20 protein-coding genes and 1 pseudogene are annotated in these 25,291 nt (G+C 62.4%); 15 read left to right on the forward strand and 6 right to left on the reverse strand.

Annotation, left to right across the window (positions count from 1 at the left end):
• Positions 1-179: 179 nt before the first annotated feature.
• The 4 genes and pseudogenes from GA829_RS28310 to GA829_RS28325 form a co-directional block, all read right to left on the reverse strand.
• Entirely contained in the window at positions 180-1,250 is a 1,071-nt protein-coding gene (locus GA829_RS28310; protein ID WP_195175855.1) for an ABC transporter substrate-binding protein, read from the reverse strand.
• Positions 1,235-2,107 (reverse strand): ABC transporter permease, encoded by an 873-nt coding sequence (locus tag GA829_RS28315; protein WP_195175856.1) that lies wholly within the window; start codon positions 2,105-2,107, stop codon positions 1,235-1,237. Before GA829_RS28315 ends, GA829_RS28310 begins: the two co-directional genes overlap by 16 nt.
• Positions 2,104-2,988, reverse strand: coding sequence for an ABC transporter permease (locus GA829_RS28320; protein ID WP_195175857.1), 885 nt, complete (start codon positions 2,986-2,988; stop codon positions 2,104-2,106). The genes GA829_RS28315 and GA829_RS28320 overlap by 4 nt, the downstream gene beginning before the upstream one ends.
• Positions 2,989-3,077: 89 nt before the next feature.
• Positions 3,078-4,375 (reverse strand): annotated as a pseudogene (locus GA829_RS28325) (NAD(P)/FAD-dependent oxidoreductase).
• A 212-nt stretch (positions 4,376-4,587) separates the two neighbouring features.
• Here GA829_RS28325 and GA829_RS28330 point away from each other — a divergent pair.
• From GA829_RS28330 to GA829_RS28360, 7 genes are all read left to right on the forward strand, one after another.
• Positions 4,588-5,745 (forward strand): fumarylacetoacetate hydrolase family protein, encoded by a 1,158-nt coding sequence (locus GA829_RS28330; RefSeq protein WP_195175858.1) that lies wholly within the window; start codon positions 4,588-4,590, stop codon positions 5,743-5,745.
• A 109-nt stretch (positions 5,746-5,854) separates the two neighbouring features.
• Positions 5,855-7,402: a sugar ABC transporter ATP-binding protein gene (locus GA829_RS28335; RefSeq protein ID WP_195175859.1), complete on the forward strand. Its 1,548-nt coding sequence runs from the start codon at positions 5,855-5,857 to the stop codon at positions 7,400-7,402.
• Entirely contained in the window at positions 7,399-8,433 is a 1,035-nt protein-coding gene (locus tag GA829_RS28340) for an ABC transporter permease (RefSeq protein WP_195175860.1), read from the forward strand. The genes GA829_RS28335 and GA829_RS28340 overlap by 4 nt, the downstream gene beginning before the upstream one ends.
• A gap of 194 nt (positions 8,434-8,627) precedes the next feature.
• Positions 8,628-9,560, forward strand: coding sequence for a substrate-binding domain-containing protein (locus GA829_RS28345; RefSeq protein WP_195175861.1), 933 nt, complete (start codon positions 8,628-8,630; stop codon positions 9,558-9,560).
• A gap of 82 nt (positions 9,561-9,642) precedes the next feature.
• Positions 9,643-10,629: an ABC transporter permease gene (locus GA829_RS28350; protein WP_195175862.1), complete on the forward strand. Its 987-nt coding sequence runs from the start codon at positions 9,643-9,645 to the stop codon at positions 10,627-10,629.
• A 3-nt stretch (positions 10,630-10,632) separates the two neighbouring features.
• Positions 10,633-11,427, forward strand: coding sequence for an ATP-binding cassette domain-containing protein (locus GA829_RS28355; protein WP_195175863.1), 795 nt, complete (start codon positions 10,633-10,635; stop codon positions 11,425-11,427).
• A 102-nt stretch (positions 11,428-11,529) separates the two neighbouring features.
• A complete protein-coding gene (locus GA829_RS28360; protein WP_195175864.1) occupies positions 11,530-12,552 on the forward strand; it encodes a LacI family DNA-binding transcriptional regulator in 1,023 nt (340 codons plus the stop codon).
• Between the two features lie 340 nt (positions 12,553-12,892).
• Here GA829_RS28360 and GA829_RS28365 read toward each other — a convergent pair whose 3' ends face one another.
• Complete coding sequence (locus tag GA829_RS28365; RefSeq protein WP_195175865.1) at positions 12,893-13,486, reverse strand: TetR/AcrR family transcriptional regulator; 594 nt, start codon at positions 13,484-13,486, stop codon at positions 12,893-12,895.
• Positions 13,487-13,730: 244 nt separating this feature from the next.
• On the opposite strand from GA829_RS28365, the gene GA829_RS28370 reads away from it, so the two are divergent.
• Genes GA829_RS28370 through GA829_RS28380 form a run of 3 tightly spaced genes read left to right on the forward strand, consistent with a single transcriptional unit; the run spans position 13,731 to position 18,324 of the window.
• A complete protein-coding gene (locus GA829_RS28370) occupies positions 13,731-13,982 on the forward strand; it encodes a hypothetical protein (RefSeq protein WP_195175866.1) in 252 nt (83 codons plus the stop codon).
• Positions 13,976-17,152 carry an efflux RND transporter permease subunit gene (locus GA829_RS28375; protein ID WP_195175867.1) on the forward strand — a complete coding sequence of 1,059 codons (3,177 nt, stop codon included), beginning with the start codon at positions 13,976-13,978 and terminating at the stop codon, positions 17,150-17,152. Before GA829_RS28370 ends, GA829_RS28375 begins: the two co-directional genes overlap by 7 nt.
• A 17-nt stretch (positions 17,153-17,169) precedes the next feature.
• On the forward strand, positions 17,170-18,324 hold the full coding sequence (locus GA829_RS28380; RefSeq protein ID WP_195175868.1) for an efflux RND transporter periplasmic adaptor subunit: 1,155 nt from the start codon (positions 17,170-17,172) through the stop codon (positions 18,322-18,324).
• On the opposite strand, the gene GA829_RS28385 is transcribed toward GA829_RS28380, so the two are convergent.
• The gene (locus tag GA829_RS28385; RefSeq protein WP_258051998.1) at positions 18,254-19,273 is read right to left on the reverse strand and encodes a LysR substrate-binding domain-containing protein; all 1,020 of its coding nucleotides are present in this window, start codon (positions 19,271-19,273) and stop codon (positions 18,254-18,256) included. The two genes, GA829_RS28380 and GA829_RS28385, sit on opposite strands and share 71 nt — an antisense overlap.
• A gap of 102 nt (positions 19,274-19,375) precedes the next feature.
• Between GA829_RS28385 and GA829_RS28390 the strand changes: the two genes are divergently transcribed.
• The 5 genes from GA829_RS28390 (at position 19,376) to GA829_RS28410 (ending at position 25,173) form a co-directional block, all read left to right on the forward strand.
• On the forward strand, positions 19,376-20,164 hold the full coding sequence (locus tag GA829_RS28390) for a HalD/BesD family halogenase (RefSeq protein ID WP_195175869.1): 789 nt from the start codon (positions 19,376-19,378) through the stop codon (positions 20,162-20,164).
• A 93-nt stretch (positions 20,165-20,257) separates the two neighbouring features.
• Positions 20,258-20,950: a GntR family transcriptional regulator gene (locus tag GA829_RS28395; RefSeq protein WP_195175870.1), complete on the forward strand. Its 693-nt coding sequence runs from the start codon at positions 20,258-20,260 to the stop codon at positions 20,948-20,950.
• Between the two features lie 35 nt (positions 20,951-20,985).
• Positions 20,986-22,092, forward strand: coding sequence for a mandelate racemase/muconate lactonizing enzyme family protein (locus GA829_RS28400; RefSeq protein WP_195175871.1), 1,107 nt, complete (start codon positions 20,986-20,988; stop codon positions 22,090-22,092).
• The gene (locus GA829_RS28405) at positions 22,089-23,273 is read left to right on the forward strand and encodes a mandelate racemase/muconate lactonizing enzyme family protein (protein WP_195175872.1); all 1,185 of its coding nucleotides are present in this window, start codon (positions 22,089-22,091) and stop codon (positions 23,271-23,273) included. Before GA829_RS28400 ends, GA829_RS28405 begins: the two co-directional genes overlap by 4 nt.
• A 235-nt stretch (positions 23,274-23,508) precedes the next feature.
• Positions 23,509-25,173 carry an ABC transporter substrate-binding protein gene (locus GA829_RS28410; protein ID WP_195175873.1) on the forward strand — a complete coding sequence of 555 codons (1,665 nt, stop codon included), beginning with the start codon at positions 23,509-23,511 and terminating at the stop codon, positions 25,171-25,173.
• The last annotated feature ends 118 nt before the right edge of the window (positions 25,174-25,291 follow it).

A 25,291-nucleotide genomic window follows, 5' to 3' on the forward strand; every position in this document is an offset into this window, starting at 1 on the left:
GGTGGCGCGGCGGCGATGGGCTCCCCCTTCTCCCCCTGTGGGAGAAGGGGGAGCCGAAGGCGACGGATGAGGGGTGTTCCAGTGAACACCAACATCTCACTCCGTCCAACACCCCTCATCCGTCTCGGCGCTTCGCGCCGATCCACCTTCTCCCACAAGGGGAGAAGGAAAAACCAACATCACCCGCCCGCCTTGACCTTCTCGAACATCTTGGCGAGATCGTCATTCTGTTTCATCGGTCCAGTGAACACCGTGGTCTTCAGCATCACTTCCGGATCGGACGGCAGTTGCAACTTGTCCAGGTCCTCCTTCGGGACAGCGGCGAAGGCCGAACTTGTCGAACTGCCGTAGCCATAGGACTCGATCAGGTATTTACCCGAATCCGTTTCCAGCCGGCTGTTGATGAAGTCATAGGCAAGATCGACGTTCTTGGCATCCTTGAGCATGACGAAGCCGCAGGCCCAGGTCAGCATGCCCTCCTTCGGCTTCATGAACTCAACCGGCACGCCTTGCTTCTTCAGCGACGTGGCCGAAGCATTCCAGGTCATGGCGGCGACGAGTTGGCCGCTGGCCAGAGCCTGTTCCACCGAGGTCATGTCGGTGGTGTAGTTGGAGAGCAGCGGACGCTGTTCACGCAGCTTGGCCGCCACCTTGTCCATCTCGGCGGGTGTCATGTCGAATGGGCTGACGCCGGCAAGGAGGGCGGCAACGAAAGGCGTGTCATGCACCGCATCGATCGTCGCCATGCGCCCGGCATATTGCTTGTCCCAGAGCAGGTTCCAGCTTGCTTCCGGGTTCTTCACCAGATCGGTGCGATAGAGGATCGAGGTGTTGCCCCAGTCCCACGGCACCATCCAGACCTTGCCGTCGCCGGCCTGCAGGTCGGGCAGGTTCTTGAACACCGGGAAGATCGAATCCCAGTTCTTGATGCGCTTGGTGTCGATCGGCTGCAGCAGGCCTTCCTTGTTCCAGCGCGCCACCTTGTCGTAGCAGGGATGCGCGATGTCAGGACGGAAGCCGGCCTTGACCTTGGTGAAGGCATCGTCGTCGTCGCCAAAGATCGAGGCCTCGACGCCATCTGGATGGGCGGCCAGGAAGCTCTTGTTGAAGTCAGGCAGTTCATAGCCAGACCAGGTGAAATACTGCAGCTTGTCGCCGGCAAAGGCGACGGTGGACGACAGGGCCAGGGCAAACGCCGTCAGTCCAGCGCAGACTGTCTTCGCGGAGATCGATTTCAAGTCGAATGCCATTGCAGTTCTCCTCTCTCGGTTTGTTGTTTTGGTTGTGATGGATCGGCTGGTCGCGGCGACGTGGCGGTGAGCCCGCGATGGCGCAGGATTTCGGCCAGACCGGCAATGACGAAGGACACGGCCAGGATCGATGTGCCCAGCGCCATGACGGTCGGCAGTGACTTGGGAAAACGCAGCTGGCTCCAGATGTAGAGCGGCAGCGTGGGTTCGGTGCCAGCGAGGAAGAAGACGACGATGAACTCGTCGAAGGAGATCAGGAATGCCAGCATGAAGGCCGAGCCGATGGCGGGCAGGCTGAGCGGCAGCATGACCCGCCGGAAGGTTGTCCAGTCGGAGGCGCCGAGATCGAGTGCCGCCTCGCGGATGGTCTTGGGGATAGATGCAAAACGGCTGCGCATGATGACCACCGTCGTCGGCAGCGCCACCAGGATGTGGCCGAGGATGATGGCGATGCGCGACGGGCCGAAGCCCACGAGATTGACAAGGATCAGCAATGCGATGCCGACGATGACGCCGGGGATCAGGATCGGCAGCCGGGCGATGGCGCTGATCGTGGCTGCCAAGGGTGAGCGACCATAGAGATCCATGTAGGACACGGTGATGCCGCACAGCGTCGCGCCGGAGGCGGCAATGACGCCGATGACGAGGCTGTTGAGCAGCGCGCCAGACAGCGCCGAATTGCCGAGCAGCGTGCCATACCATTGCAAGGTGAAACCTTGCAGCGGGAACGCCGCCTGGATGGAATTGTTGAAGGAAAACAGCGGGATCAAAAGCACCGGCAGATAGAGGAAGACCAGATAGCCAAGCACGTAGACGCCAAGCCAGCGGCGGCCTGCCTGCGTGCGCACGGCACTCATGCCCGGCTGCCAAATCTACGGTCGGCGAAGCGCACGACCAGCACGACAGCGAGGATGACGAGCATGACGGCGACCGAGAGAGCGGCGCCGAACGGCCAATCATTGGCCTTGCCGAACTGCGCCTGGATCAGCGTGCCGATCATGGTGCTGGCCGGCCCACCAACCAGTGCCGGCGTGACATAGTCGCCGACCGTCGGCACGAAGACGACAAGGGCTGCCGCCAGGACGCCTGGCATCGAGTTCGGCAGCACGACGCGGCGGAAGCTGGTGAAGGGTCTTGCGCCAAGATCGGACGCAGCCTCCAGCAGCGATTTCGGGATCGTCTCCAGCGCCACGTAGATGGGCAGGATGGCGAAAGGCGCATAGGCGTGGGCGAGTGTCACGACAACAGCGGCCGGCGTGTTGAGGAAGGCCAGCGTCGGCTCGGACCAGATGCCGCTCTCGATCAGCGCCGAGTTCAGCACGCCGTTGTAAGCGAGCACGATCTTCCAGGCGAAGACGCGCAGGAGGTAGCTGGTCCAGAACGGCAGCGTCACGAGGAAGAGCAGCAGCCCGCGCCGCCGGCCGGCGTGGAAGGCGAGGTAATAGGCGACGGGATAGGCGGTGACGACCGTTGCCAGGGTGACGAGAGCGGCAATGACCAGCGAGCGCAGCGTCACCGTCCAGTACAGAGGATCGGAGACCACGGTGGCGAAGTTCGCCAGGCTGAAACCGGCGCCGAGCAGCGATCCGTCATTTTCGCGGAAGGCAAGAAAAAGCACTAGGCCGAGAGCGAACAGGATCAGCAGGAAGGTGACCAGCGCGCCCGGCAGCAGCATGGCAAGCCGGAAGCCCGATGGCGATCGGGATTGTTCCGCATGCGCTACAACGATGGTCGGCATCGATCTGCCCGTCGCGAATTTGAAATTTCTTAAAAGTTTTTCATATTCATGAAACTGTCAAGCAGAATCCATTTGCCGGACCGCCTCGGTCAGCGCTCCAGCGCATCAAGCATGCGATACCAGGTGATCGTCGCCGCGACACCGACCTGCCTGAAGGCATGGAACGGGATTGGCCGGATCGGCGAGACGGGGAATGGCAATTGCCTGGCGTCCCCTGTGCTGATGTAGCCGGCGATGCGCTCGCCAAGCGCCGTCATCAGCCCGACACCGCGTCCCTGGCAACCGACCGCGGCCACGAGGCCCGGCTCCGGCTCATGGATATGCGGCAGATGGTCCGGTGTCATCGCCACCCGGCCGAACCAGCGCTTCTCGATGGCGACACCCGACAGCTTGGGATAAAGCCGCAGCAGCGCGCGTTCGAGATGGGCCCAATCGCCGGCACTTTTCGGCAAGGCCATGCGGCCGCGCCCGCCAAGCACGAGCCGGCCATCGGCGCTTTTTCTGTAGTAGACAAGGATGCGGCGTGAATCCGACACCGCCTGCTCTTCGGGCAGGATGCTCGCCGCCAGATCGGCCGGCAGCGGCGCTGTCGCGATCTGGAAGGAATGCAGTGGGACGATCGTCTCGGCGAGGCCGGGGATCAAGCCGTCGGTATAGGCATTGGTGGCCAGAAAGACCGCCTTCGCCTGAAATTCCCCACCATTTTCGGCCGAAACGCGCCAGATACCGGCGCTCTTGGCCAATCGCACAACCTTTTGGCGCTCGGCGATCTTCACGCCTGCTACCGCTGCGACCCGCGCCAGTTCCAGCGTATAGGCGAGCGGATCGATGACGCCGGCGCGGCGATCGAGCCAGCCGCCGAGATAGCCGCGCGCGCCAGTCATCGCGGCAATCTCGGCGGCACTCAAAAGGCGTACGTCGGCACCCCTGGCGCGCCATTGGCGATCGCGGTTCGCCGCCGCCTTCAGTGCAAGCTCGGTATGCGCGGCCTGGATCCAGCCATTGCGAACGAAGGCACCGCGAGCTTCTCGTCGCGGATCAATTCGAACACCGCATTGGCGGTGGAGGCGGCAAAATTGACCAGCGCCTCACCACGCTCGGGACCGAAATGCTGCAGCAGCCATTCAGGATCATATTTCAGGCCGGGAATGACCTGCCCGCCGTTAAGCCCCGACGCGCCCTGCCCGATTTCTCCTCCGTCGAGTACTTGTACGGTCAGACCGAGGCGAGCGGCATGCAGGGCCGTCGACAGGCCAAGGATGCCGCCACCGATGACGATGACATCGACCCTCTCTCCGCCCGCAACGAGCGATTGGAATGCGGTTGCAGTCTGCGGCTTGCGCCAGACCGAATTGGAGAACGTGGTGGGCAAGGGATCACCTGACATGCGCTTCAAAATGAAAATCCTACCGACGATTTCATTTATTTGAAAGGGCATGGTTTCAGTGCTGTGGATATCCGATCTGCGACCGCACCACAGGGGTTTCGGTCCGCAACGGCGCGGGCCCTCCGCAGCCGCCATCGACGGGATAGACCTTTGCCGGGAATCCGACGAAAGTGCCGGGCCGCCCGGACGAGGCAAAGGGGAGAACAACAGATATGACCAACCCAACGCATCTGCCGACCGACGGCCTGTTCATCGGCCGCGCCCGATCCCCCGCCGCCACGCATCCGCTGATGGTGACAGTGCGCGATGGTACCGTCTTCGACATCACGTCGAGCGTGGCGCCGACAGTGCGTGATACCTGCGAGATGTCCGACCCTGCCGGTCATGTGCGGCTGGCAAAAGGCAAACCGGTTGGATCGCTCGATGACATCGCCGCCAACAGCTTTCAGGCCGCGCGTGACCCGGCAAAGCCTTATCTGCTCTCCCCTGTCGACCTGCAGGCGGTGAAGGCCTCGGGGGTCACCTTCGTCGTCAGCCTGCTCGAACGTGTCATCGAGGAACAGGCGCGCGGCTCGGCGGAGAAGGCCGACGCCATCCGCGCCGACATCGCCGGGCTGATCGGCCATGACCTGTCGAAGCTGAAGCCCGGTTCGCCGGAAGCGATGGAGATCAAGGCCAAGCTGATCGCACGAGGCGCCTGGTCGCAATATCTGGAAGTCGGTATCGGCCCCGATGCCGAGATTTTCACCAAGTGCCAGCCGATGGCCTCCGTCGGCTTTGGCGCCGATGTCGGCCTGCACCCGGTGTCGACCTGGAACAATCCTGAGCCGGAGATCGCCATGATCGCCGCCAGCAGCGGCAGGATCGTCGGCGCCACCATCGGCAATGATGTCAATCTGCGCGACGTCGAAGGGCGCTCGGCGCTGCTCTTGGGCAAGGCCAAGGACAACAATGCCTCGGCGGCGCTTGGCCCTTTCATCCGCCTGTTTGACGACACCTTCTCCATCGACGACGTGAAGAGCGCGGTGGTGCGCTTGAAGGTTGAGGGCGAGGATGGATTTTCGCTGGAAGGCGCCAGTTCGATGGCCGAGATCAGCCGCTCGCCAGAAGAACTGGTTGCCGCCGCGATGGGGCCGCATCATCAATACCCGGACGGGCTAGCCCTCTATCTCGGCACCATGTTCGTACCGTCTAAGGATCGCGGCGAGAAGGGCAAGGGCTTTACCCACAAGGTCGGTGATGTCGTGACGATTTCCTCGGAGAAATTCGGCGCGCTGGTCAACCGGGTGAAGCTGTCGCCCGACTGCCCGCACTGGACCTACGGCGCCAGCCATCTGATGCGCGATCTGGCCAAGGCCGACCTTATCTAGCCAAGGTCCCGAGCGGCAACTCGCCACGCAAGCGATTTGCGCGAATTCCGGGTGACTGCAAGCGCAAATCACTCCAAGATCGCCGAAGGGTCCGTGGGGGGCCTTTTGCATGTCCGATGCGCCGCTGATTTCCGTGCGCGGCCTTGCCAAGCGTTATGGCAGGGCTGTGGTGCTCGAAGAGATGAACCTCGCGGTCGCGCGCGGGGCGATCCATGCTGTCGTCGGCGAGAGCGGCGCTGGCAAGTCAACGCTGATGAAAATACTCGCTGGCATCGTCAAACCGGACAGCGGCACCATCACGATCGATGGCCGCAACGTGACCATCGACAGTCCCAACTCAGCGCGAAAACACGGCATAAGCACAGCCTTCCAGGAAACAGGACTGTTTCCCGAGCGGTCGGTGCTGGCCAATCTGTTCGTCAACCGCCAGCCCTTGCGCAGTGGCTTGATCTCGCTCAGCGAAATGAAAGGCCGCAGTCACACACTGTTGCGGCAGCTTGGTCTGGATCTTGATGTCCGCCGGCCCCTCCTCGATCTCAGTGCCGGCGAACGGCAACTCGTCGGCATTGCCCGCGCATTGCTGGAGAGCCCAAGGCTGTTGATCCTCGACGAACCGAATTCGGCACTCGACCAAGGCGAGGCCGAACGGCTGCTTGCGGTGCTGCGCAGTCTCCAGGCGAGAGGCATGACCATGCTCTACGTCTCGAACCGGCTGGAAGAAGTGTTTGCCATCGCCGACCAGATAACGATCCTGCGCAACGGGCGTGACGTGCTGACGAAAGAACGATCGGAACTGACGGCTTCCGAGGAGCGCATGATCGGGCAATTGCGGCACGCGTCCCTGCTGCCGGCCCTGCCCGCCTCGCCAGCCACCGCCGGCGCGGTGCGCCCTCGGCTGACGATCTCCGGCCTTGGCGCCGGCATATTGTCTGGCGCCAGCTTCTCGGCCCGTGGCGGCGAGATTGTCGGGCTTGCCGGGCTTGAAGGATCAGGGATTTCAGACCTGCTTGCCTTGCTGTTCGGACTGCGGCGGCCGCGTGAGGGAAAGGCGAACTTTCCCGATGGATCAGGCTTGCCTCGCAGCCCCACGGAGGCCGCCCGGCGCAACATCGCGCTGATTTCGGGAGACCGCCGGCGCAACGGCCTGATGCTGGACAAATCCCTCGCCTTCAACATGTCCGGCATCGTTGTCGGCGCCCGCAACTGGGGTTCGTTCTGGTATTCGCCCAAGGCCGCGCTTGGCAGGGCTGGGCGGCAAATCGATGCGCTGCGCATCAAGGTCATGCCGGATATGCCGGCGGCCTCGCTGAGCGCTGGCGAACAGCAGAAGCTGATCCTCGGCAAATGGCTGGAAATCGGACCACAGGTCGTCCTGCTCGACGATCCGGTGCGCGGCATCGATGTTGGCGGCAAGCAGGAGATTTACGCTCTGATCAGGCAGATCGCGGCCAGCGGCTGCATTGTGTTGTTCAACTCCAGCGAACTCTCCGAATTGGCGGGACTGAGCGACCGAGTGCTCGCCTTCTCCAAGGGCGAGCTCGCAGGCGATATCTCAGGAACCGACATGGACAGCGAGAACATTTCGCGGCTGATCACCATCGGCAAGGCACCACGCGCCGAACAGCCGTGGAAGACGCGTCAAGAGGGAACGGCATGATGAGAACTGATCCCGCCGTGTCGCTTGCCGGCTCGGCGGCCCGCACTGCAAGACGCCGCTTTCACCTGCCTCGGGAAATCACGGCCATCGTCGCGCTGGTCGTGTTGGTGGCTGCTGTCGATTTCCTCAGGCCGGGGTTTGCCGACCCGACCAATCTGCTTTCCTTGTTGGTCACCGCCAGCTTCGCCGGCATGCTGGCGCTCGGCATGGTGTTCGTACTCGCCATCCGCGAGATCGACCTTTCCGCCGGTTGGATGTTCCATCTGGCAGCGATGTTCGCCGTCCTGCTGATGGTTGATGGCATCAACCCCTGGCTTGCCGCTCTTGCCGGTGTGGGCCTGGGTGCGGGCCTCGGCCTGCTCAACGGGCTGCTCGTCACCACGCTGCGCCTGCCCGCCATCATTGTCACACTTGGCACCTATCTGATGTTCGATGGGCTGGCGGCCGTGATCGGTAAAGGTCACGCGCTCACAGCCGTCGATCAGAGCGGCGGCTTCTTCTCGATCATCCAGGGCAAGGTCTTTGGCGTCGTGCCGATTGTCCTGCTGGTATTGACCGCGATGATATTGGCGATGCATGTCGCGCTTCATCGCACCCGCTTCGGCTACCGCGTTCAGGCTGTCGGCAGCAATCCGGAGGCGGCGATCCATGCCGGCATCCCCGTAACGTGGACGCGACTGCAGACATTGGTGCTGATGGGCGCCATCTCGGGCCTATCCGGCGTCATCTATGTGGGTTTTCGCGGCGGCATCGACGCGGGTGAAGGCAGCGATTTCGGCTTGCTGGCCATCGTGGCCGCAATTGTCGGCGGCACATCCATTTCCGGCGGACATGGCTCCGTCATCGGCGCGGCGATCGGCATGATGATCGTCCAGGTGATCTTGAGCGGCCTGGTTTTGTCAGGCGTTGACGCAAGCTGGGCCACATTTGTGACCGGTGCCCTGGTGCTGCTGGCTCTGTTGCTGGACAGGCTGATGAGATGGCAGCGCGCATGGCGTGCGGAGCGCCGGCAAAAATTACGCCCAAACTGATGCAATCTGATGGTGCCATTGATGGCGCCTCGCCCATCGCCAACTACGACTTGCAGATGGAGGCTTGCCATCCGCCGGAAAAGGGAATGCGTTAAGGCATTCGGGCCGGCGCTGGCAAGAAAGATAGGGTCAGGGCTTTGCCTTGATCCAGGTCGAACGGAATGTACGTCAGTTTCAAAATGGGAGGAAAGCAAATGCTGACAAGGCTACGGTTACTTGTCTTGAGCCTGATCGTCGCGCTGGCCATTCCGGCAGCGGCGCAGGCCAAGACTTTCTACTGGATTTCGCATGGCGGCCCGGCTGATCCGGTCTGGACCTACTTCCTCGCCGGCGCCAAGCAATGGGCGAAGGACACCGGCAACACCGTCAACACCTCGTTTCACAATGGCGATGTCGCCTCGCAGCAGGAAGCGGTTCGCGCCGCCCTCTCGGCCAAGGCCGACGGCATCGTCACCACCAGCCCAGATCCCGGCAGCCTTGTCGAAATCGTCAAGGAAGCACGCGCGGCGAAAGTGCCGATCATCAACTTCAACACGCCCGACCCGAAGGCGGACTTCAATGCCTATGTCGGCGGCGACAACGTCACCTTCGGCAAGCATTGGGCGCAATACTTGGTCGACAAGGGCTTGGTGAAGAAGGGCGACTTCGTCTGGATGCCGGTCGAGATTCCCGGCGCCACCTATGGCGTTCAGGAAGAGGAAGGCATCAAGAGCGTCTTCGGTCCGCTCGGCATAACCTACGAAATCACGGAGGCGACGCTTGACCAGGCCGAAGTGATCAACCGTATGGTCGATTACCTCACCGCCAACAAAGCCAAGGTCAAGGCAATCATCGGTCTCGGCGATCTGGTCACCGGCTCGATCAAGCGGGTGTTCGACCAGGTTGGCGTCAAGCCAGGCGAAATCCCGGTCGTCGGCTGGGGCAACTCGCTCGACACCACCCAGGAAGTGCTGAACGGCTATGTCAATGCCGGCCAGTGGCAGGACCCGCAGGCGACCAGCTATGTAGCGCTTTCGCTGGCAAACATGGCTGCCGGCGGCATTCCTCCCGGCTTCAATGTCATCACCGGCGCGCTCTACGAAAAGGACACCGCGCAGATCTACGACAACATTCTGTCCGGCAAGTAACCCGCAGCTCCCATGTGCCGCGCATCCGTCAGGATGCGCGGCATATGGTGTCGCCCCTCTCCAACCAAGTCGCGGGTTATCAGTGGAAAATCATTCGCTCATCCAACGCCTGATCGCGCGGCCTGAATTCGGGCCCTTCGTACTGCTCATCGTCGAGATTGCTGTTTTCTGGAGCTTCAATCACGACTTCCTGTCCCCCCAGAACATCTCCAACACACTGGCCTTCACGGTCGAACTCGGCCTCATCGCGCTGGCCATGACCCTGTTGATGACCTCTGGCGAATTCGACCTTTCGGTCGGCTCGCTGTTCGGATTTTCACCGGTGTTGATGTGGACGCTGTTCAACAGCGGCCTCACTTCGCTGGAAGTCGGCTTTGTCGCCGCGCTCCTGGTCGCCGCCCTGATCGGGCTGGTCAACGGCTGGTTCGTGACGCAGCTCAAGATCCCCTCCTTCCTGGTGACACTCGGCATGCTGCTGGTGGTGCGCGGCACCGCCTTGTTCGTCACCGACGGTTTTCCGCAGCGGACCTGGAGCGCGGAAGGCAGCTGGCTGGCCGAGGTGCTGGTCGGCGACTTCTTCATCGGGCCATTCCGCATATACATGTCGCTGTTCTGGTTCATCGCGGCGGCAATCGCGCTCGGCTACGTGCTGACGCAAAGCCGCACCGGCAACTGGATCCAGGCCGCCGGCGGCAACCCAGGTGCCGCACGGGCGCGCGGCGTCAATGTCAGCGGCGTCAAGATCGGCCTTTTCGTTCTGTCGTCGGTGATGGCATCGCTCGCCGGTGTCATCAGTTCGCTGCGAACATCGGCCGCCAATCCCAACAGCGGCACCGGCTACGAGCTCGAAGTCATTGCCATGGTGGTGATCGGCGGTACGGCGCTGACCGGCGGGCGCGGCACCATCATCGGCACGGTGCTCGGCATCCTCATCCTGCGCGTCATGCGCAATGGCATCGTGCTGATCGGCGTGCCCGGTCTTGCCTACAACATCTTCATCGGCGCGATCATCCTTGGCATGATGGCGCTTCACTCATGGCTGGAACGCCGGCACCAGGCAGGGACTTGAACCATGGCCGAGCCACTGATCCGCATGCAGAACATTCGCAAGTCCTACGGACGCGTGCAGGCGCTGGAGGATGCGAATTTCCATGTCAACGTGAAGGAGATCGTCGGGCTGCTCGGCGACAATGGCGCCGGCAAATCGACGCTCATCAAGGTGCTGTCGGGTGCCGTGCCACTGACCAGCGGCGACATTTTCATCCGTGGCAAGAAGGTGAATTTCCGCAGCACCAGCGACGCCATCGCGCATGGCATCGAAACGATCTACCAGGACTCGGCGCTGGTGACGCAATTGTCGATCGCCCGCAACCTGTTCCTCGGCCGCGAGCCAATCAAGCCGCCGCGCTTTCTCAACCGCATGGACCAGGACGCCATGAACGTCGTGGCCCGCGATCTGCTGAAGCAGGTCGGCATTTCCAAGAACATCCCGCCAACGACGCCGATCGGTTCGCTGTCAGGCGGTGAACGCCAGGCGGTGGCGATAGCCCGCGCCATGCATTTCGACAGCGACCTCATTATCCTTGACGAGCCGACCAACAATCTCGGTGTCGCCGAGACGCAAGGCGTGCTGAGCTTCGTGCGCAACGCCCGCGATTCCGGCCATTCCTGCATCTTTATCGCTCACAATATCCATCACGTCTTCCAGGTGGTGGACCGCATCGTCGTCATGCGCCGGGGCAAGGTGGTGGCGGATGATATCGACCCGAAGAAAACCACTGTCGCGGAAGTCGAACGGATCATCACCGGCATGTCGGAAAAGGAAATCCGCGACGCCGTCGTAGAAGGCTCATCGCCGCGGCATTGAGCCATTCTGTCGAGCTTTCGACGACGAGGCCGCCATCATGGCCAGCATCAGATCACATCGCCTGTCTGGCACAGGATCCCATCAGCCCCTATGACTACCACCATGAAAGCCACTGTCTCCGACATCGCCAGGAGTTGCGGGCTGTCGACCGCCACGGTCGACCGCGTGCTCAACAACCGGGCAGGCGCCAGCGCGGCCAATCGCCAGCGAGTCATGGAGGCGGCCAAGCAGCTCGGCTATCTGCCGGTCGCCGACCAGGTGACACTGCCCTCGAAACCGGCCCATCTGGAATTCCTGCTGCCGATCGGCACCAATGCTTTCATGCGGGACCTTGCCGGACATATCGAGGATTATGCGGCGCGCTTGCCACTGGTCGCGTCGTGCCGGATCCACAACCTCACCGGCATTTCGCCAAACGCGCTGCAGTCGTCGGTCGAAAACCTGTCACTGCGGACCAACGGGGTCGGGGTGATAGCGGTCGATCATCCGCGAACCCGCAATATCCTGCGTGATATCGTCGAAGCAGGCATGCGCCTGGTCACGCTGGTGTCCGACGTTCCGGCTGCACCCCGCTCGGCCTATGTCGGCATTGACAACCGGGTGGCCGGACGAACCGCGGCGCTGTTGATGGGACGGTTCCTCGGTGGCCGCACCGGTCATCTGGCAATGGTCGTGGGGTCACGCTCCTATCGCGGCCATGAAGAGCGCGAAATGGGCTTCCGCTCGGTGCTCAGCGAAGAGTTCCCCAATCTCACCATCTCGAGCGCGGTCGAAATCAACGACGAGCCGGAAGTGAGCTATACCGCGACCATGAAGGCGCTTCACAACGAACCGGAATTGCTGGGTATCTATTGTGTCGGAGCCGGGCGCTCGGGCGTGGCGAAAGCGCTCAGGGAGATCAAGCCGGTGAAGAAGCCGATATTCATCTGCCATGACCTGACCCGCGAAACGCGTGGTTACCTCGTCGACGACCTGCTTGATGTCGTCATTGACCAGAATGCCAGGCTGATTGCGGAGCAATCGGTCATCCGGCTGCTCGGCTCGATTGCCTCTTCCGCGCCCTATCTGACGCGGAAATTCATTGAACCAAGGCTGATCTTGCGAGAGAACGTGCCAGTGCAGTGACGCAGATCTCGTTCTGCAACAGGGCACAACTTTCGCGGGCGTTACGGCAAATCTGCACAGCAGCCATGCACGATCCTTAATTGCCGAATCGTTGGGCACACCGTAGATATTGGTTGTCGGCCATCTACTCCTCCCAGATGCGATGCCGACGCTGAATGGGGTGCACCTCCTCCCGCGCCACATTCGAAATCGAGCCCGCTGCCACCTCCTCCCGGCAGCGGGCTTTTTTATTGCCCGGTCATACCGCCAAGGTTGCGGCAGTTCCCCGCAAGAGCGGCGGCCGCAAACGGCAACGCTCCAATCCATGAGTTCCGTTGCCCCACAAGATCCGTAGGGCGGGTCAGCCTGCGCTGGCGCCGCCCCTGAAGGACAGGATCAAACCCTCCGCCATGCGCACGAATTGCGTGCTGGGGCCTTCAGTGCCAACGGTCTGCACGCTGACGCGCGCGCCTTCGAATAGCAGCGAAAGCGTATCGGCAAGAAGTTCCGCCTGACCTATACCGGCACCCCGGCAGAGCGCAACCAGACGTTCCCGCTGGGCTTCCTTGAGTTCCTTGATCACGCGCCTGGCCGGGTGGTCGGGTTCAGTCAACTCAGCCGCGGCGTTGGCCATATCGCAGCCACGGCCGTCGGTGTTGAGCATCTCAGCCGCCTTGCGGACCCAGGCATGCAATTGCGCGAGCTTGTCGCCTGGATGCTCTGCCTCGAACATTTCCCACATCGCGCCGGCCTTGGATGCAGTGGCGCGCAGGCATTCGATGATCAGATCATCCTTGGACTCGAAATGACGGTAGAGCGTCATCTTGTTCGTGCCGGCAGCTTCAGTGATGGCGTCGACGCCGACGCCCTTGATGCCGTGCTTATGGAACATGTCACGTGCCGTCTCCAGGATCCGGTCCCGGGGACGAGCGCGCTCCACGACGCCGTCAGTCATCATGATCTCCTTTCGTTTCCAAAAAAATCCGGCGACCTCTTGACTAGGGTGTTACCGGTCTGTAACTTCCAGAATGTTACTTACTGGTAACACCTATGTCGCCCTCCGTCAATAACAAGGCCGTGAACTGGTCCTGCCAGATCGGGATGGGCGAAAAATTGCAGTTCATGCGGCTTCGGCCGGTGACGAGATGAAAAACGGTTCGCGAGCATGGGCTGCGAATTGACAGACAAGGAGCCGGCCAATGCCACAGCGCCGCGATCTTACCATAGATGAGGCCGTCCGGGATCCGATGATCCGGCTGGTCATGAAAGCAGATGGGGTCGACCCCCGCGCCTTCGAGAAAATGCTTCGTTCACTCGCCAATACACATCGCGAGGTGCCGTTGCTGCGTTCGCATGAAGAACCCATCGAAGGGCGCGGCGAGAGATTGTCCAGAGTTGCCAGTGCCTTCGGCAAGGCAAGAGCAGTCGGCGAGGCGTGTGTGTCGTGGTAAATTTCTTCATTCACCGTCCCATCTTCGCGTCGGCGATCGCCATCATCATGGTGCTCGCCGGCACGATTTGTTATTTCCTGCTGCCCGTCTCGCAGTTCCCCGACATTACACCGCCGCAGGTCGTCGTCAGCGCCCACTATCCGGGCGCCAGCGCGCAAGTGGTGGCCGATACGGTGACGACGCCGCTGGAACAGCAGATCAACGGCGTCCAGGGCATGACCTATATGTCGTCGTCGAGCTCCAATGACGGCTCGTCGACCATCACCATCACCTTTGATGTCGGCTATTCCCTGAGCACCGCCGCGGTCGATGTGCAGAACCGTGTTTCGCAGGCGGCTTCGTCGCTGCCGGCCATCGTCAACCAGGGCGGCGTGACGATCAAGAAACAGAACCCCAACTTCGTCCTCATCGTCAACCTGACCTCGCCCGACAGTTCGGTCGATCCGGTGGCGCTGAGCAACCTTGCCTATCTTCAGGTCGTCGATCCCTTGAAGCGCCTGCCCGGCGTCGGCGATGTGCAGATTTTCGGCGAGCGGCGCTATTCGATGCGTGTCTGGCTCGATCCGGACAAGCTCGCCAATCTTGGCATCACCGCCGTTGACGTGCAGAACGCCATTGCCGAGCAGAACGTGCAGGTGGCGGCCGGCAAGATCGGCCAGTCGCCGGCGCCTGCCGGCACCGCCTTCGAAATGCAGGTCAATGCCGTCGGCCGGCTGAGCGATCCCAAGGAGTTCGGTGACATCGTCGTGCGCGCCAATGCGACCACCGGCTCGCTGGTGCGGTTGCGCGACGTTGCCCGCATCGAACTCGGCGCGCTGCAATATTCGTCGTCGGCCTTCTTCGGCAAGGACCCGACCGTGGTGCTCGCGGTCTACCAGATGCCAGGCTCCAACGCGCTCGATCTGCAGCAGCGCGTCAAGGACAAGATGCAGGAACTGTCCGGGCGTTTCCCCAAGGGCGTCGCCTACGCGATGCATTACGACACGACGCGCTTCGTCTCGGCCTCGATGCATGATGTGCTGATCACGCTCGGCGAAGCGCTGGTGCTTGTCGTCGCCGTGGTGTTCCTGTTCCTGCAGAGCTGGCGCACGACCATCATCCCGACCATCGCCATCCCGGTGTCGCTTGTTGCGACCCTTGTGGTCATGGAGATGCTGGGCTTTTCGCTCAACATGCTCTCCCTGCTCGGCATGGTGCTGGCGATCGGCCTTGTCGTCGACGACGCGATTGTCGTGGTCGAGAATGTCGAGCGGCAGCTCGAGGCCGGGCTCAAACCGGTGGCTGCGACCAAGGCCGCCATGGCCGAGGTCACCGGGCCGATCATCGCGACCACTGCGGTGCTGATGGCGGTGTTCGTGCCAGTCGCCTTCATTCCAGGCGTGTCGGGCAAACTCTACAATCAGTTCGCACTGACGGTGGCGATTTCGGTCGGCATCTCGGCCTTCAATTCGCTGACGCTCAGCCCCGCGCTCAGCGCCGCTTTCCTGCGCCATCGCGGCGAGACGCAGTTCGCTCCGTTCCGTTGGTTCAACACCGGCTTCGACCGGCTGTCGCATGCCTATGCCCATGGCGTGCGTTTCCTCATCCGGTTGCGCTGGATCATGCTCGGCCTGTTCGCGGCCGGACTGGTCGCCACCTATTTCGTCTGGCAGAAACTGCCCTCGACATTCCTTCCCGTCGAAGACCAGGGCTACTTCTTCGTCGTCATCCAGCTGCCTGACGGCGCATCGCTGGAACGCACCGATGCAGTGGCGCAGAAGGCTCGCGACATCTTGCAGGCAACACCAGGCGTCGACATCGTTGGTTCGATCAGCGGCCTGAACTTCCTGACCAGCGCAGCGCAGTCGAACTCGGCTGTCGAGTTCGCCATCCTGAAGCCATGGGAAGAGCGCGGGCCGGACCAGAGCGCCTCGAAGCTCGTCTCCGACGTACGCGGCAAGCTGATGCAGATTCCCGAAGCCTTCGCGCTGAGTTTCGATCCGCCCTCGATCCCGGGCATCGGCACCACCGGCGGCTTTGAATTCGTCGTCGAGGATCTTACCGGCCGTGGCAGTTCCGCACTCAATGACGCGACACAGGCCGTCATCGCCGAAGCGCGCAAGCAGCCGGAAATCAATCCGCAGCAACTGTTCTCGCCATTCTCGACGTCGACGCCGCAGTTCAACTACGACCTCGACCGCAGCAAGGCGAAACTGCTCGGCCTCAACCTGCCGGACGTGTTCAACACGCTGCAGATTTATCTGGGCTCGCTTTATGTGAACGATTTCAACCTGTTTGGCCGCACATTCCGAGTGACCATCCAGGCCGACAAAGATGCCCGTGCGGGTGCCGCCGACATTTCACGGCTCTATGTGCGCAATGCCTCCGGCGGCATGGTGCCACTCAGCACACTCGGCAAACTGGTGCCGTTCGTCGGCCCTGAAACCGTGCCGCATTATAACAACAACGCGTCGGCCACGATCAATGGCGGCGCCGCACCCGGCTTCTCCTCGGGCCAGGCGGTGGCGGCAATGGAGCGGGCAGCCGCGACGGCCCTGCCAAGGGATTTCGGTTTCGAATGGACCGGCATCACCTTCCAGGAGTTGAAGGCCGGTTCGATCGCATCCGTCGTCTTCGGCCTCGCCATCGTCTTCGTCTTCCTGATCCTCGCCGCGCAGTATGAAAGCTGGGCGATGCCGTTCATGGTGCTGCTGGCGGTGCCGCTTGCCTTGTTCGGCGCGTTCGCGGTGCTGTGGCTGCGTGGCATGCAGATCGACGTCTACTCGCAGATCGGCTTCGTCATGCTGATTGGTCTGGCGGCGAAGAACGCCATTCTGATCGTCGAATTCGCCCGGCGACGGCGCGAAGAAGGCCTCAGCATCGTCGAAGCGGCAATGGAAGCGGCACGGCTGCGGCTGCGCCCGATCCTGATGACGGCCTTCGCCTTCATCCTCGGCGTGCTGCCGCTGATGTTTGCCACCGGCGCCGGTGCCGCCAGCCGTCAGTCGATCGGCACCACCGTCTTTGGCGGCATGGTGGCAGCGACCATCCTGTCGCTGGTCTTCGTTCCGGTCTTCTACGCGGTCATCGAACAGCTGCGCGAACGCCGCGTCAAGGACGAGCCGGTCTCACAGCATCCTGAACCAACCGCCGAACCCGCCTTCCCTCGCCTGGCGGAAGCGGCCGAATAAGATTGGAGAATTTGATTATGCGTAAATGGAAAATAGCTTTGGGAGCAGCCGTCGCACTGGGCGCGGTCTCGGTCGCCAGCGTGCACCTGCTCGACATGGGCAATCTCAGCCTCAACGCCGGCACGGCAGGGGCAGCAACGCCCAGCCCAGCGGCCTTCGTCATGCCGGTGCCGGTCGTCAACGTCGTCAAGAAGACGATCCCGATCTATCTCGATTATGCCGCCCGCACGGAACCGATCCGCAACATCACGCTGCAGGCCAGGGTACCTGGATATCTTCAGGAGCAGAGTGCAGCCGATGGCGTCGATGTCCGGCAGGGTGACCTGCTTTACAAGATAGCGCCTGAGGACTTCCAGGCAGCGCTAGACCAAGCCAAGGCGCAGGTACAGCGGGATACGGCGACGCTCGACTATGCGCGCTCCAATCTTGGCCGCGGCACCGAGCTCGCCAAGAGCGGATACATCGCCAAGGATGCCTTCGACCAGCGCACCAGCACGTTGCGCGAGGCGCAAGCGTCGCTGGCGCTCAATGAGGCCGCCGTGCGCACCGCGGAGCTCAATTTGAGCTATGCCGAGATCCGCGCCCCGTTCGCCGGGCGCATCGGCCGCAACCAGGCTTCTGTCGGCACGCTGGTCAGTGTGGCCGGCACCGTGCTCAACACCTTGGTGCAGCTCGACCCGATCTACGTGACCTTCAATCCGAGCGAGACGGATCTCACCCAGATCGAGGAGGCCCGCGCTACCGGGCCGATCGAGGTCGAGCTCCTGCTGCCCGGCGAGACGCAGCCGAGCCAGAAAGGTGAGCTCACCTTCATCGACAACACGATCGACCATTCGACCGGAACCATCACGGCGCGCGCCACGATCGGCAACGGCAAATTCGCGCTGCTTCCCGGCCAGTATGTCCGCGTCCGCCTGCACATCAAGCAACAACCTGATGCGCTGATGGTGCCGCAGACGGCACTTGGGTCGAGCCAGCTTGGCAAGTACGTCTATGTCGTCAGCAAGGACAACACTGTCGATCAGCGGCTGGTCTCGCTTGGGCCGACCAGCGGCGATCTTGTGGCCATTCTCAGCGGCGTCGCCGAAGGCGACCGGGTGATCACGGGCAATCTGCAGAAGATTGGACCCGGGGCGCCTGTTTCACCACTACCGGAAAAGCCGGCCACCTGAAGACCCCCTCAGGCCCGGCTTCGACGCGGCGCTCCCGGCTCAGGCCGGGGGGCGCCGTTTTTGCGAGCAAGTCGACCAGACCAGCCACGTCGGCACGGTCGGCCTTGGCCGGCGGCATGAAGGCGCAATAGGGATGACCAAGGCGCACCGAGACGGACGACAATGCGACCAGCCGCCCGGCTTCCAGATCGGCTTGCGCCATGACCCGCTGGCCGAGCGCAATGCCCAGGCCAAGCCTTGCCGAGGCAATCGCCAAGCTGGACAGGCCAACGCGCCGCCCATGCGAGGGATCGAGCGCACGATTGCCTCCAGCGGCGGCGAACCAGTCGGTCCAGGTCGGGTGCGAGGCATAGTTCGGCCCCCAGTTGGTATGGATGAACAGGCTCTCATGCAGGGCGGCAAGGCCCGGGTCGCCATGGCCATGCCTGTGCCAGAACTGTGGCGCGCAGACCGGCAGCACGTCATCGTGGACCAGACGGATCATCCGCAAGCCGGGATAGTGGTAATCGCCATAGCTGATGCGCAGATCGATGTTCTGGCGCATCAGATCGACCGGATCATCTTCGACACGAATATCGATCGCCATGTGCGGGAAAGCGTCGAGGAGCGTGGCCAGTCTTGGCGCCAACCAAAGTTCGGCCAGCGAAAACGGCACGCTGACGACAAGGCGTGTTCTCAAGCCCCCTTCCAGCATACGCTGTCCGATCGCCGCTATGTCGCCCAGGGCGCGCGCGGTCTGCGGATAGATGGCGTGGCCGGCATCGGTCAGCGCGATGCGGTTGCCGCTGCGCACGAACAGTTGCTTGCCGAACCATGTTTCGAGATTGCGTATCTGCTGGCTGACCGCCGCTGATGACACGCCGAGCTCGGCAGCGGCCAGGGTGAAGCTGCCGGCACGGGCGGCGACTTCAAATGCCTTGATCGCGTTCAGCGGCGGCAGCCGTTCCAAGATCCGCTCCAGAAGTTTTTCTTGGCCAATCCTAATAATTTTCCGCGTTGAGAGAAAGAATTTTTTGTCGTCTTCTCCATTCAAGCCTTGGAGGACATGACGATGAAAGACATTCTCGATCTCGACCGCTACCCGCTCGATCGCGAAGGCAGCCCGGAATGGACGCGCCTCGTGGAGCAGTCCGCCGCCGCGCTCGCTGCCGAGGGCATGTTCAATCTCGACGGGTTCCTGCGCCCCGGCATCGCTGAAAAAGCCGTACAGGAAATACAGCCGGTGATGGACACGCGGTCCCATGTGCACAAGCGGATGCACAACATCTACTTCAAGCCTGATATCCCGGAACTGGACGCCGGCCACCCTGCCTTACGCAAAGTGGAGACTATCAGCCACACCGTCTGTGCCGACCAGCTTCCTGGCAGTCTCGTGCTTGCCATCTATGAATACGAGCCGCTGCTGCGCTTCCTGTCGGCGGCGATGGGAAAGCCCCGGCTGCATGTCATGCAGGATCCGCTGGCCCGAACCAATGTCATGGCCTATCGCACCGGCGAAGCGCTGAACTGGCACTTTGACCGTTCGGAATTCACGACGACTCTGCTGTTGCAGGCAGCCGAGCGTGGCGGTGATCTCGAATACCGCACCGATCTCAGATCAGACGACAATCCCAACTATGACGGCGTCGCCAGGCTCCTCGAAGGACGCGACCCCGAGGCCAAGATCCTGCGCACCAAGCCGGGTACGCTGAACGTTTTTCGCGGCAAGAACACCGCGCATCGCGTCACCCCCGTCGAAGGCAACCGTGAACGCATGATCGCGGTGTTCTCCTACTACGAGAAGCCTGGAGTGATGTTCAGCAACGAGGAGCGTCTCGGCTTCTATGGCCGCGCCGCCTGACAAGCGCGGGTTTCAGCGGGAATCGGCGCATGGCCCCTTGTTAGATTGTCGACAATCTGATTGTCTTGCTTTCGGTACGTTGGGAGTGACCGAATGAGCAAAGTGGATTTCAGCCCGATCGCGGACACCACGCGCCGCGCCGAGATCGTCGCGCTGTTGCGGCGCGCGATCCTGACCGGGCAGATGGAGCCCGGCCAGAAGCTCAACGAGCTCAGGATTTCCGAACAGATGCGGGTCAGCCGCGCGCCGCTGCGCGAGGCGATGCGCGAACTGGTGCAGGAAGGCATCCTGACCAGCATTCCCTATGCAGGCACCTTCGTCATCAATGTCACCGCAAAGGACATCGACGATGCCTATTCGCTCAACAAGGTGCTCGACGAGTTCGCCATCGAGCGGACCTGGCCGCTGCGCGATCAGCGCTTTCTCAGCGAGCTTGAGCGGCGCCACGAAGCCGTGAAGCAGGCAACGCGCGATATCGACACCACGCGCCAGATCGAGACCGCCCTGCGGCTGCACGGCCTGATCCATGAATGGGCCGACAATTCGGTGCTGCTGGAGACCTGGCAGCGGCTGACCAGCCGGCTGCAGATGTATTTCGCGCTACACCAGCAGGCACGCAAGGAAGCGGTACCGGCCGAGGATGTCCACGAGACCTATGTGGCCCTGCTCAAGGGCACTGATATGCGGGCCGCCCAGCGCCATGCCCGCGAGCATATCGACCTCGATTTCGAAGAGCTTCTTGCCTACGCGCGCGGCCTTGAACAGCGCCCGTCCAAGGGCGCCTGAACAATCCCGGAACCTCGCAGACACGGACAAGCAAAGTGCAGATCGAAACCATCAAAGCCTACCAAGTCGTGCAGCCCTTCGTGGACGGCCCCTACCGCATGTCCAAGGGCCGCGTCGCCGACGCGTTCGACGCCGTCATCGTCTCCATCACCTCCGACAGCGGGATCACCGGTTGGGGCGAGATGGCGCCGCTCGGCAATTTCTACTCGGCGGCCTTCGCAGCCGGCGTTCGCGCCGGCGTGGTCGAGATCGCGCCGCACCTCATCGGCCATGATCCGCGCGGCCTTGCCGGCATCGGCCGGCTGATGGACACGGTGTTCAAGGGCCATCCCTACATCAAGTCGGCACTGGACATGGCCTGCTGGGACCTCGCCGCCCGCGCTGCCGATGTTCCCTTGGTGACAATGCTGGGCGGCCGCGAGAGCGAAACGGCGGAACTCTACAAGGTGGTCACGCATGGCTCGGTCGACGCCATGGCGGCCCTTGCCAAGCGCATCGTCAAGGATGGCTTCCACCGGCTGCAGGTCAAGGTCGGCGGCAATGTCCGTGACGACATCGAGCGCGTCACGGCGGTCGCCGCCTCGGTGCCGAAGGGCACGGTGATCTTCTGCGACGCCAATGCCGGCTGGACGGCCTACCAAGCGCGCCAGTTCGCCGACGCCACGCGTTCGATCGACTACACGTTCGAGCAGCCCTGTACGACGATCGATGAGAACATGTCGGTGCGGCGTTCGCTCGACAAGCCGATGGTGCTCGACGAATCCGTACAGTCGCTCGACGACATGCTGGATATTCACCGCAAGGGCGCGGCCGATGGCCTGACGCTGAAGATCTCGCGGCTCGGCGGCGTGACCAAGACCCGGCTGATCCGCGACGTTGCCGTCGACCTCGGCTTCATGATCACCGTCGAGGACACAGGTGGCGCCGAGATCGACACCGCGGCCATGGCGCATCTGTCGCTGTCGACGCCTGAAGAGCGCCGGCTGCACGCCATCGCCTTCCATGAATGGGTGACGGTGCGCACCGCATCGAACATGCCACCGGTGACCGGCAGCCGGATGGGCATTCCGGATGGGCCAGGTCTCGGCATCGACGTCGTCCCCGACCTGCTCGGCGCGCCATTCCTGGAGGTCAGCCGGTGAGAATTCGCGGCATCAAGGCGACACCGATCAACCTGCGGCTCGAGGCGCCCTATGCCTGGGTGTTCGGCGAACTCGACGGATTTTCACCAACCATCGTCGAGGTCGAGACCGAGGATGGGTTGATCGGCCTCGGCGAAGCGCCGACGCCGGCGGCGGCGGCTGTCATCAATGACATTCTGGCGCCACGGCTGATCGGCCGCGATGCTTTCGACATTGCCGGCGCCGAGCATGTCTGCCTGCCCTACTGGGCCGGTGTGCAGTCGATCAACGACCGCACCCGCATCATGGCCTTCGGCGCCATCGAGATGGCGTTCTGGGACCTGCGCGGCAAGGCGTGGAAGCAACCGCTCTACCAGTTGCTCGGCGGCGCGGTGCGCAAGGACATCCCGTTCACCGACTATTTCTCGCTGCGCGGCGACGGGCCGAAGGTGAAGGGCGAGACGACGCCGGAAGAAGTCGCGGACTATTGTGTCGAACTGCACGAGACGCATGGGACAACCTTCTTTGAAGGCAAATTCTCGACCGAAGATCCGAAGATATCGCTGAAGATGGTCGAGTTGATCCGCCAAAGACTCGGCGACGATGCGATGATCCGCATCGATTCCAACCAGGCCTATTCGCTGGCGACAGCGCGGCGCCTGGCGCGGCCGCTGGAAGAGCTCGGCGTGCGCAACTGGGAAGACCCGGTGGCGACCATCGAAGAGATGCGGGAATTGCGCCGGCACTGTTCGATCCCGTTCTCGACCCATAATATCGACATTGCGCGGGCCATGGAGACCAAGGTACCCGACGCCTTCGTCGGCAACCCGACAACGCATGGCGGCATCGGCCGCATGGTGCGCTTCGTTGGCGCCTGCGAGCACGCCGGCATCGATTTCTGGTGCTACAGTGGCGACAGCGGCATCGGCAGCGCCGCCTACCTGCATCTGTGCGCCGCGCTGGGCTGGATCAGGGAACCGAACCAGTCGCTGTTTCGCATGCTGCCCATGGACGTCACCCAGGAAGGGCCGTTCGCGCCGAGGAATAATGTCGTGCGCGTGCCGGAAGGGCACGGCCTTGGTGTCACGTTGTCGCGGGAAAACCTTGAAGCCTGTCACCGCGACTTCGTCGAGAACGGGCCGTGCAACAAATACCATGACCCGGCAAAGCCCGGGACCTATCGCCGCTTGCCGCTGAACTAGCTGCGGCCAGCCAGGTGGTTGCTTATCGGACAAGTCGGACAGAACAGGGATGAAAGGAGTGCCCGCCAGGATTCCGGAACACCTCACCAAGCAGTGCATGGACCAGGAAAAAACGCGTGCTACAGTCGGTATCGACAGATCACGCTGACGGTCGGGATTGGGAGATCCTGAAGCATTGTCAACGACAAAAACACGTGCCGAGAACCACGAAAACATAGGGAAAAGGGTAGAACCCATGATCAAGAATTATCGCATCCTCGACCTCATCCGGCGCGGCCGTTCGCCGCTCGAAAACCACCTCATCGACGGACTTGTCGATGGCAGGGTCAGCCGCCGCGACTTCATCCGCCACGGCAGCCTGCTTGGCCTGTCGCTACCCCTGCTGGGCGGCATCAGCACCGCCGCGGGCTTCGGCATGATGCCGTCACTAGCCCGCGCCCAGGGTGCGCCTGGCGCCACTATCCGCGTCGCCAGCAGCGTGCCGGCGGCGACGATCGATCCGGTGACCATTGCCGATGCCGGCGGTCTTCTGGTCATGCAACAGGTGGCGGAATTCCTCTGCGTCGACGGACCGGACCTGGTGCTGCAGCCGGCGCTTGCTGAAAGCTGGAAGCCGAACGACAACGGCACCATCTGGACCTTCAAGCTGCGCAAGGGCGTGAAATTCCACTCAGGCGGCGAGATGAAGGCCGATGACGTGGTGGCCAGCATCGATCGGCTTGCCGACCCGGCCAATTCGTCCAACGCACTGTCGGTGTTCACCGGCATCCTGCAGAAGGGCGCCACCAAGAAAGTCGACGACTATACGGTGGAATTCCACCTCGACGCGCCGAACGGCAACTTCCCCTACATGGTGTCGTCCGACAACTACAACGCCGTCATTGTCCCGGCGAGCTACAAGGGCGATTACGAAAAGAGCTTCGACGGCACCGGGCCGTTCAAGATCGAAAAATACACCGCCAAGGTCGGCGCATCCTTTGTCCGCAACGAGGATTACTGGGGGCCGAAGGCGTTGCCGGATCGCACGGAATTCACCTTCTTTACCGATGTGCAGCCAATGATCCTGGCGCTGCAGGGCGGTCAGGTGGACATCATCAACCAGATGCCGGTGCTGGCCGGAGTCGCCCTGCTTAACGATCCCAGCGTCGATATCATCAGCCTGAAGTCGTCAGCGCACCAGCAACTGCACATGCGCTGCGACGACGGCCCTTTGAAGGATGCGCGGGTACGCCGCGCCATCGCGCTCTGCCTTGATCGCGACAAGCTCGCCGCCGGCCTGATGAAGGGACGCTCGGCACTTGGCAATGACAGTCCGTTCGCCGCGGTCTATCCCTCGACCGACACAAGCATACCGCAGCGCAAGCAGGATATCGCGCAAGCCAAGCAGCTCATGGAAGCCGCCGGCGTCGGCAGCGGCTTCAAGATCACGCTGACCACCGAGCGCTACCTGGAAATCCCCGAATACGCACAGCTCATCCAGAGCTGGGTCAAGGCGATCGGCATCGAGCTCGAGCTCAACATCCTCGACCAGGGCGCCTATTACGGCGATGCGGTGTTCGGCAAATCGAACTGGTTGGATTCGGTGATGGGCATCACCGACTATGGCCATCGCGGGGTGCCGAACGTCTACCTCGCGGCGCCGCTGAAGAGCGACGGCACGTGGAACGCAGCGCATTTCAAGAACAAGGACTACGACACGCTCGCGACCAGCTATATCGCGGCGCTTGACCTTGAGGCGCAGAAGGCCACCGCAGGCAAGATCCAGAGCCTGCTGCTTGAAGAAACGCCGGTCATCTTCGGCTATTTCTACGACTATCTGACGGCGACGGTGAAAGGTGTCGCCGGCGTGCAGCCGACCGCCATGTCGCAGCTGTTCCTCGACAAGGCGTCGAAGGCCTGAGCTGACTCATTAGTTGGAGCATGATCTTTTCCGAAAACCGGTACCCACTTTTTGGGATCATGCTCAAGGGAAAGCCAATCCTCTAACAGCCAGCTCCCGCACGGGGGCTGGCTCCATA

Source organism: Mesorhizobium sp. INR15 (genome assembly GCF_015500075.1).
Classification (GTDB): domain Bacteria; phylum Pseudomonadota; class Alphaproteobacteria; order Rhizobiales; family Rhizobiaceae; genus Mesorhizobium.

Bases quoted from the DNA above. Each gene is read 5' to 3' on its own strand.
- GA829_RS28310 (WP_195175855.1), bottom strand. From the start codon at position 1,250: ATGGCATTCGACTTGAAATCGATCTCCGCGAAGACAGTCTGCGCTGGA.
- GA829_RS28315 (WP_195175856.1), bottom strand. From the start codon at position 2,107: ATGAGTGCCGTGCGCACGCAGGCAGGCCGCCGCTGGCTTGGCGTCTAC.
- GA829_RS28320 (WP_195175857.1), bottom strand. From the start codon at position 2,988: ATGCCGACCATCGTTGTAGCGCATGCGGAACAATCCCGATCGCCATCG.
- GA829_RS28330 (WP_195175858.1), top strand. From the start codon at position 4,588: ATGACCAACCCAACGCATCTGCCGACCGACGGCCTGTTCATCGGCCGC.
- GA829_RS28335 (WP_195175859.1), top strand. From the start codon at position 5,855: ATGTCCGATGCGCCGCTGATTTCCGTGCGCGGCCTTGCCAAGCGTTAT.
- GA829_RS28340 (WP_195175860.1), top strand. From the start codon at position 7,399: ATGATGAGAACTGATCCCGCCGTGTCGCTTGCCGGCTCGGCGGCCCGC.
- GA829_RS28345 (WP_195175861.1), top strand. From the start codon at position 8,628: ATGCTGACAAGGCTACGGTTACTTGTCTTGAGCCTGATCGTCGCGCTG.
- GA829_RS28355 (WP_195175863.1), top strand. From the start codon at position 10,633: ATGGCCGAGCCACTGATCCGCATGCAGAACATTCGCAAGTCCTACGGA.
- GA829_RS28360 (WP_195175864.1), top strand. From the start codon at position 11,530: ATGAAAGCCACTGTCTCCGACATCGCCAGGAGTTGCGGGCTGTCGACC.
- GA829_RS28365 (WP_195175865.1), bottom strand. From the start codon at position 13,486: ATGACTGACGGCGTCGTGGAGCGCGCTCGTCCCCGGGACCGGATCCTG.
- GA829_RS28370 (WP_195175866.1), top strand. From the start codon at position 13,731: ATGCCACAGCGCCGCGATCTTACCATAGATGAGGCCGTCCGGGATCCG.
- GA829_RS28380 (WP_195175868.1), top strand. From the start codon at position 17,170: ATGCGTAAATGGAAAATAGCTTTGGGAGCAGCCGTCGCACTGGGCGCG.
- GA829_RS28390 (WP_195175869.1), top strand. From the start codon at position 19,376: ATGAAAGACATTCTCGATCTCGACCGCTACCCGCTCGATCGCGAAGGC.
- GA829_RS28395 (WP_195175870.1), top strand. From the start codon at position 20,258: ATGAGCAAAGTGGATTTCAGCCCGATCGCGGACACCACGCGCCGCGCC.
- GA829_RS28410 (WP_195175873.1), top strand. From the start codon at position 23,509: ATGATCAAGAATTATCGCATCCTCGACCTCATCCGGCGCGGCCGTTCG.